The 8,407-nt window shown below is 32.0% G+C and carries 7 protein-coding genes and 1 rRNA gene; 7 read left to right on the top strand and 1 reads right to left on the bottom strand.

Features of this window, described 5'->3' with window-relative positions; translation table 11 throughout:
• Positions 1–114 (top strand): 5S ribosomal RNA (gene rrf / locus J7G74_RS02295); the annotation flags it as partial.
• Between the two features lie 189 nt (positions 115–303).
• Positions 304–1,452, top strand: coding sequence for a lactaldehyde reductase (gene fucO, locus J7G74_RS02290; protein WP_297131365.1), 1,149 nt, complete (start codon positions 304–306; stop codon positions 1,450–1,452).
• A gap of 97 nt (positions 1,453–1,549) precedes the next feature.
• On the opposite strand, the gene J7G74_RS02285 is transcribed toward fucO, so the two are convergent.
• Positions 1,550–2,413, bottom strand: coding sequence for an AraC family transcriptional regulator (locus tag J7G74_RS02285; protein ID WP_297131360.1), 864 nt, complete (start codon positions 2,411–2,413; stop codon positions 1,550–1,552).
• Between the two features lie 162 nt (positions 2,414–2,575).
• Here J7G74_RS02285 and J7G74_RS02280 point away from each other — a divergent pair, with 162 nt between their 5' ends.
• The 5 genes from J7G74_RS02280 to fucP form a co-directional block, all read left to right on the top strand.
• Positions 2,576–4,369, top strand: a complete 1,794-nt coding sequence (locus tag J7G74_RS02280; protein WP_297131357.1) for an L-fucose isomerase — start codon at positions 2,576–2,578, stop codon at positions 4,367–4,369.
• 14 nt (positions 4,370–4,383) lie between these two features.
• Complete coding sequence (locus J7G74_RS02275; RefSeq protein ID WP_297131354.1) at positions 4,384–5,886, top strand: rhamnulokinase; 1,503 nt, start codon at positions 4,384–4,386, stop codon at positions 5,884–5,886.
• On the top strand, positions 5,880–6,320 hold the full coding sequence (locus J7G74_RS02270) for an RbsD/FucU family protein (RefSeq protein ID WP_297131351.1): 441 nt from the start codon (positions 5,880–5,882) through the stop codon (positions 6,318–6,320). Before J7G74_RS02275 ends, J7G74_RS02270 begins: the two co-directional genes overlap by 7 nt.
• Before the next feature lie 27 nt (positions 6,321–6,347).
• Positions 6,348–7,052, top strand: a complete 705-nt coding sequence (locus J7G74_RS02265) for a class II aldolase/adducin family protein (protein ID WP_297131348.1) — start codon at positions 6,348–6,350, stop codon at positions 7,050–7,052.
• Positions 7,053–7,082: 30 nt separating this feature from the next.
• On the top strand, positions 7,083–8,407 hold a 1,325-nt coding region (gene fucP / locus J7G74_RS02260; protein ID WP_297131345.1), incomplete at its 3' end, for an L-fucose:H+ symporter permease.

The raw sequence follows: 8,407 nt of genomic DNA, 5'->3' as shown, positions 1-8,407 counted from the left end.
GGTTATTATAGCAAAGAGGATACACCTGTTCCCATTCCGAACACAGAAGTTAAGCTCTTGAGCGGCGATGGTACTTGGGGGGAAGCCCCCTGGGAGAGTAGCACGTAGCCACGTAATCTTTTTTATTATGTAAAAATATAAACGGTATGTCTTATGATATGCTGTTTATTTTTTTGTAAAAAGTGAAAATAATCATATTAAATGCCATTATATTAATAGAAATAATCATTATATGAAAGTACAATTAAGTTATAAAATGATAAAAAAATAACAATTACATATAAGAATAGGGGGATAATAATAATGGCGAATAGAATAGTATTAAATGAAGTTTCTTATCACGGATCAGGAGCAATAAAAGAAATAGTTACAGAAGTGAAAGGTAAAAATTTAAAGAAAGCTTTCTTATGTTCAGATCCGGACTTAATAAAGTTTGGTGTTACAACTAAGGTTACATCAATATTAGATGAAGCTGGATTAGATTATGAAGTATATTCAAACATAAAACCAAATCCTACAATAGAAAATGTTCAAACAGGAGTAGAAGCATATAAATCATCAGGAGCAGATTACATAATTGCTATAGGTGGTGGTTCATCTATGGATACAGCAAAAGCAGTAGGGATAATAATAAATAATCCAGAATTTGAAGATGTAAGAAGTTTAGAAGGAGTTGCTTCTACTAAAAATAAATGTGTACCAATAATAGCAGTTCCAACTACAGCAGGAACAGCAGCAGAAGTTACTATAAACTATGTAATAACTGATGTCGAAAAAAATAGAAAATTTGTGTGTGTAGATACAAATGATATACCAGTTGTAGCAATAGTTGATCCAGATATGATGTCAAGTATGCCAAAAGGACTTACAGCAGCTACAGGTATGGATGCTCTGACACATGCAATAGAAGGGTATATCACTGCTGGAGCTTGGAAAATGTCAGATATGTTTCATTTAAAAGCTATAGAAATAATATCAAATAACTTAAGAGGAGCAGTAGAAAATACTGCAGAAGGTAGAGAAGGAATGGCTTTAGGACAATATATAGCAGGTATGGGATTCTCAAATGTAGGCCTTGGAATAGTACATTCTATGGCACATCCTTTAGGAGCATTATATGATACTCCTCATGGTATAGCAAATGCAATAATACTTCCAACTGTTATGGAGTATAATGCAGATGCAACAGGAGAAAAATATAAGCATATAGCAGCAGCTATGGGGGTTAAAGGAACTGAAAATATGACTGTTGAAGAATATAGAAAAGCAGCAGTTGATGCAGTTAAAAAACTTTCTTCGGATGTAGGTATACCATCAGATTTAAAAGATATAGTTAAAACAGAAGATATTCGATTTTTAGCAGAATCTGCGTATGCTGATGCATGTAGACCAGGTAATCCAAAAGAAACTTCTGTGGATGATATAGCTAAATTATATGAATCTTTAATATAACTAGCTTATGAACTTATTTAAAAATTAGAATAAATACAAAATAAATTTTTTATAATTAAAAGGTACTTACTTTTTTAAAGTAAGTACCTTTTTAAATTTACTTATTTAAAACCCTACTTTTTATATATTGTTTTGGTGTAAGACCTTTGTATTTTTTAAATGTTTTAATAAAATAACTTACATCATTAAATCCGCAATTTATAGCGATATCAGTAACAGGTAAATCTGTACTTAGAAGTTGTTCACAAGCACTTTCAATACGATATAGATTTAAATATTCTATAGGTGTTTTATTACTCATACTTTGGAAGAACTTACAGAAATATTTAGGTGTCATACCAGCAACTTTAGATAAATCATCCAAAGTGATAGTATTTGAATAATTTTCTTCTATCATTGATATAACTTTTTTGAATTGAAGCATTTTTTCTTCTGTTTTACTTGAAACTCGATCATTAATTGTATAAAGTTTATTTTTTAAAATTATACCTATTATGTTATATAGAGATCCTTGAGTAATAAATTCATATCCATCATATTTAGAACTTAATGAATCAAATAAAAATTCGCAGTTTAAGTTTAAAGGCATAAGGTTTGAAGGAATCTTTATGTTTATCAACTTATTATGGTGAATGATATCTTGAATGAGTTTTGTGCAAATATGATTTTGTTTTAAAAGTAACTTTATATCAAAAACTATGCATTCATAAATGCATTCATTTGGAGTACCACCGTGTAAAGCTCCATCTTGAATAAAAATAATATCCCCTTTTTGGGCTAAAACCTTTTCATCATTAATTGTTATTAAAAATTCTCCCTTTAAAATTCTAATTATTTCCCATTCAGTGTGCCAATGATAAGTCATATCATATCTAGGATGACTTTGATCAACATGGTAAAACTCTATTGGAAAGTCAAATCTTCCATGTTGTTTTTCTTCCTTATAGTCAAAAAATTTCATATTATTATACCCCCTTTTTATAAATAAAAAGTGAAAATATTTATATTTTTTGACTATTATAACACAAGATTTAAGTTATGAATACGTTTACAATTTAAATATAAATAAATAATTAACAAGTGCAAAATAAGAAAATTATTATAATTTGGAGGGGCAAATATTATGGCAAAAAGTAGATTAGTTGGGGAATATCCAGTAATAGGTATAAGACCTACAATTGATGGAAGAAAAGGAGTATTAGATGTAAGAGGTTCATTAGAAGAACAAACTATGAATATGGCTAAATCTGCAGCAGAATTATTAAGAAATAACTTAAAATATTCAAATGGGGATCCAGTAAAGGTTGTTATAGCAGATACTACAATAGGTAGAGTCCCTGAATCAGCTGCTTGTGCAGATAAATTTAGAAGAGAGGGCGTTGATATAACACTTACAGTTACACCTTGTTGGTGCTATGGAGCAGAAACAATGGATATGGATCCAATGACTATAAAAGGTGTCTGGGGATTTAATGGAACTGAAAGACCAGGAGCTGTTTATTTAGCATCAGTACTTGCTACTCATGCACAAAAAGGACTTCCTGCATTTGGAATATATGGACATGATGTTCAAGATGCAGATGCAACAGAAATACCAGAGGATGTAAAAGAGAAAATATTAAGATTTGGTAGAGCAGCCGTTGCAGCAGCAACTATGAGAGGAAAATCTTACTTACAAATAGGTTCTATATGTATGGGAATAGGAGGATCTATAATAGACCCCGCATTCATAGAAGAATATTTAGGAATGAGAGTTGAATCAGTTGATGAAACAGAAATAATAAGAAGAATGACTGAAGAAATATATGATAAAGATGAATTTGAAAGAGCATTAGCCTGGACTAAAGAAAAATGCAAAGAAGGTTTTGATAAAAATCCAGATTATGTTCAAAAATCAAGAGAACAAAAAGATGCTGATTGGGAATTTGTTGTTAAGATGATGTGTATAATAAAAGACTTAATGAACGGAAATGAAAAATTACCAGAAGGATGTGAAGAAGAAAAGTTAGGGCATAATGCAATAGCTGCAGGATTCCAAGGACAAAGACAATGGACAGATTTCTATCCAAACTGTGACTTCCCAGAAGCATTGCTTAATACTTCATTTGACTGGGATGGAGCTAGAGAGCCTTATGTTCTAGCTACTGAAAATGATGTTCTTAATGGAATAAGTATGTTATTTGGAAAATTATTAACTAATACAGCTCAAATATTCTCAGATGTTCGTACATACTGGTCTCCAGAAGCAGTTAAAAAAGCTACTGGATATGAGCTAGAAGGTGTAGCAAAGGAATCTGATGGATTTATACACTTAATAAACTCAGGAGCATCTTGTTTAGATGCTAGTGGTCAAGCAAAAGATGAAAACGGAAATGGAGTAATGAAACCTTGGTTTGAAGTAAATGAAGAAGATCAAGAGGCAATACTTGCAGCAACTACATGGAATGCAGCTGATAATGGATATTTCAGAGGAGGAGGATACTCTTCAAGATTCCTAACAGAAGCAGAAATGCCAGTAACAATGATGAGACTAAACCTTGTAAAAGGAATAGGACCAGTACTTCAATTAGTAGAGGGATATACTGTAAACCTTCCAAGTGAAGTATCAGATAAATTATGGAAGAGAACTGACTATACTTGGCCTTGTACTTGGTTTGCACCAAGATTAACAGGAAAAGGTGCTTTTAAATCTGCTTATGATGTAATGAATAACTGGGGAGCTAACCATGGAGCTATAAGCTACGGACATATAGGTGCAGATATAATAACTTTATGCTCTATTTTAAGAATACCAGTAAGCATGCACAATGTACCAGAAGAAGATATATTTAGACCAGCTGCATGGAATGCATTTGGAATGGATAAAGAAGGTCAAGATTATAGAGCTTGCCAAGTTTATGGACCAATGTATAAGTAATAGAAGGTGATAGTATGGAAAATAAAAATTTAGATAAAAAATTATTAGCTTTTGACTTTGGGGCATCTAGTGGAAGGGCTATGTTAGGTACTTTTGATGGAAATAAAATATACATTGAAGAAATACATAGGTTTTCTAATGATCCAGTGATTGTTGGGGGGACAATGTACTGGGATGTATTAAGATTATTCTTTGAAATTAAGCAAAGCTTGGTAAAATCAAAACGATACGGAAAGATAGATAGTATAGGTATAGATACATGGGGAGTTGACTTTGCTCTTTTAGATGAATATGGACAGTTACTAGAAAATCCTATCCACTATAGAGATGGAAGAACAGCTGGAATGATAGAAAAAAGCTTTGAAAAAATATCTAAAGATGAATTCTATGAGATAACAGGTAATCAATTTATGGAAATAAATACAGCCTTCCAATTACTATCACTAAAAGAAAATAGATTACATCTGCTTGAAAGGGCAGATGTGATGCTACTAATGCCAGACCTATTTAACTATATGTTAACTGGGAAAAAAGTTACTGAGAATTCTATAGCATCAACAACGCAACTTTTTGATGCTAAAAATAGAAACTGGTCTGATAAAGTGATTAAATCACTTGGTTTACCTGAAAATTTATTCACAGAAATCGTACCAAGTGGAACTATAATTGGAAAATTATCTGAAGATATAAGCGAAGAATTAAAAATAGATATGTTTGATGTTATAGCAGTATCAGGGCATGATACACAAAGTGCATTAGTTTCTGTTCCTACTCAGGAAGAAGATTTTATATTCTTAAGTTGTGGTACATGGTCTTTATTAGGAACAGAGCTTAATGATCCTATTATTAATGAAAAATCAAATAGTTATAACATTACAAATGAGAGTGGATATGAAGAAAAAGCATCATTCTTAAAAAATATAATTGGTTTATGGTTAATACAAGAAAGTAAAAGACAGTGGGAAAGAGAAGGAAAAGTTTATAGCTTTGGGGAGTTAGAGGAAATGGCACAAAATGCAGAGCCGTTTAGATCATTTATAGATCCAGATGATCCAGTATTTACACCATCAGGAAATATACCTGAAAGAATTAGAGAATACTGTATAAAAACTAATCAGCCAGTACCTAGAAATGAAGCTGAAATAGTTAGATGTATAAATGAGAGTTTAGCACTTAAGTATAGAGTTGCACTGGAGGAAATAGAACATTGTACGGGAAAAGTGTACTCTACTATATATATGCTTGGTGGAGGAATACAAAGTAAGATGTTAAGTCAAATGACTGCTAATGCATGTAGGATGCATGTATCAGCAGGGCCTGTTGAAGCTACTGTATTAGGTAATATAGCAATTCAACTAATGGCAACAGGGGAAATAAAGAATTTAAAAGAAGCTCGTAAGATTATTAAGGATTCACAAGAAATATATAGATATTTGCCAAAAGATACGAAATTATGGGAGGAAGCTTTTTATAAATTTAAAAAAATAATAAAAGTTGAGGAGTTGGTAGAATGTTAAAAGGAATACCTAAAATTTTATCACCTGAATTATTAAAGATACTATGTGAAATGGGGCATAGCGATCAAATAGTTTTATCTGATGGAAACTTTCCAGCTGAAAGTATGGGGAAAGATTGCAAAGTTATTCGTTGTGATGGACATGGCATGCCTGAATTATTAGATGCAATATTATCAGTATTTCCTCTAGATACTTATGTAGAAAAACCAGTTAATTTAATGGAAGTTGTTCCAGGAGATAATGTAGAAACACCTATATGGGATACATATGAGGAGATTATAAGTAAATATGATAATAGAGGGAAAGAAGCTATTAGCAATATAGAGCGTTTTGCTTTTTATGATAAAGCTAAAAAGGCATATGCAATAGTGGCAACAGGGGAAAAAGCATTGTATGCAAACGTTATATTACAGAAAGGCGTAGTAGTTGATTAGTAATTATAGTTATGGAGGTAAATAAGAATGGAATGCACTAAAGAATTACAATACATGGATATAAGAGAACAAATATGTGATGTATGTCATAAAATGTGGCAACTAGGATGGGTGGCAGCTAATGATGGGAATGTATCAGTTAAGTTAGAAGATGGTACTTTTTTAGCTACACCTACAGGTATAAGTAAAAGTTTTATAACACCAGAAAAATTAGTTCACATAGATGCTAAGGGGGAAATTATAGACGGACCAGAGGGAGCGAGATCTTCTTCAGAAATAAAAATGCATTTAAGATGTTATCAAGAAAGAGAGGATGTGGGAGCAGTTGTACATGCTCATCCACCAACAGCTACAGGATATGCAGTAGCTAACTTAGATTTAGATAGATATACAATGATAGAAACTATTGTAGCAGTTGGTTCTATACCTGTAACACCATATGGAACACCGTCTACATACGAAGTTCCTAATGCTATTGCACCATATTTACAAGAACATGATGTATTATTATTAGCAAATCATGGAGCATTAACAGTAGGAGCTGATTTAATAACAGCTTATTATAGAATGGAAACTTTAGAGTTATACGCTAAGATAAGCTTAACGGCTCATTTATTAGGTGGAGAAAAAGAAATATCAAGAGATAACATAGATAGACTAATAGGTATGAGAGAAAGTTATGGGGTAACAGGAAAACATCCAGGATTTAAAAGATATAGAAAAGAAAAATAGTTTTCTAATTTAAATTATAGGGGGAGTATTATGCAAAATTTATCGAATGAAAATGTTAGTGCAAAAGAAAAGTTATCTATTGTACCTAAAAAATATAGAATGCATTTTATAATGCTTATATCATGTTTCGTTCTTTGGGGACTTTTAAATAATATGACAGATAACCTTGTTCCGGCATTCGGAAGAATATTTATGCTAGAAGCAGCAGATGCCTCTATGACTCAAGTGGCATTTTACGGATCATATGCTGTATTAGCATTACCAGCAGCAATGCTTATAAAGAAGTATTCTTATAGAACTGGTGTATTAGTAGGTTTAGGTTTATATATAGTGGGGGCAATGGGATATATTCCAGCTGCTATTTTACAAAACTTTAATTTATTTTTAGTATCAGTGTTTATATTAGCAGGAGGCCTTTCTATATTAGAAACAACATGTAATCCATATGTTATTGCATTAGGGGATGAAGAAACTAGTGTAAGAAGACTTAACTTAGCCCAAGCATTTAACCCAATAGGCTCTTTAAGTGGTATTATACTAGCTAAATATCTTATATTAAGTAACTTAAATCCCGCTACATATGAAGAACGTGTGGCGATGAGTCCAGATGCTTTAAGTCAAATACGTAGTAATGAATTATTATGGGTATGCGTACCTTATGTGGGGTTAGTTGTTATAGCTATGATTATTTGGTTCTTTTTTAAAAGAGATAAAGGTTCTGAAAAAGATACATCAGGAGATCTTAATATAGTTGATTCAATAAAAAAACTTATAAAAATACCTAGATATATATTTGGGGTAATAGCTCAATTCTTCTATGTGGGTGTTCAAATATCAGTATGGACTTGGACAATACAATATGTGATGACTACTCTTGGATTAAATGAAGCTGATTCAGCTCAATACTATCTTATAGCTATAGTTTCATTTATAATATGTCGTTGGATATGTACAGCTTTAATGAAATATATTGATCCAGCTATAATGATGTCAGTATTTGCAGTTGGTGGCATAGCAACTAGCTTAGGGACAATATACTTACCTACAAATCAATCAGTATGGTGCTTAGTTGCCATATCAGGTTGTATGTCATTAATGTTCCCAACAATCTATGGTATAGCTCTTAAAGATCTAGGAGAAGAAGTAAAAGTTGGAGCTGCAGGACTTATAATGGCTATACTTGGTGGAGCTGTTATAACACCTCTAATGGGTAGTTTTATAGACAGTGGGTCATTGTCTAGTATAACTCCTATGTTCACAGGAGCAGAAGCAGCTGTTAGATCATCATTTATAATACCTGTAGTTTGTTTTTCAGTTGTACTTATTTATTCGCTATGTTTTAGAACTAAAAAGTC

The sequence above is a fragment of the Terrisporobacter sp. genome (genome assembly GCF_017888745.1).
Classification (GTDB): Bacteria; Bacillota; Clostridia; order Peptostreptococcales; family Peptostreptococcaceae; genus Terrisporobacter.
The sequence above is the reverse complement of the archived record's forward strand: the minus strand, read 5'-3'. Positions and strand labels throughout refer to the sequence as shown.

Coding starts and splice junctions, on each gene's coding strand:
- J7G74_RS02265 (WP_297131348.1), top strand. CDS start 6,348: ATGGAATGCACTAAAGAATTACAATACATGGATATAAGAGAACAAATA.
- J7G74_RS02280 (WP_297131357.1), top strand. CDS start 2,576: ATGGCAAAAAGTAGATTAGTTGGGGAATATCCAGTAATAGGTATAAGA.
- J7G74_RS02275 (WP_297131354.1), top strand. CDS start 4,384: ATGGAAAATAAAAATTTAGATAAAAAATTATTAGCTTTTGACTTTGGG.
- J7G74_RS02270 (WP_297131351.1), top strand. CDS start 5,880: ATGTTAAAAGGAATACCTAAAATTTTATCACCTGAATTATTAAAGATA.
- J7G74_RS02285 (WP_297131360.1), bottom strand. CDS start 2,413: ATGAAATTTTTTGACTATAAGGAAGAAAAACAACATGGAAGATTTGAC.
- fucO (WP_297131365.1), top strand. CDS start 304: ATGGCGAATAGAATAGTATTAAATGAAGTTTCTTATCACGGATCAGGA.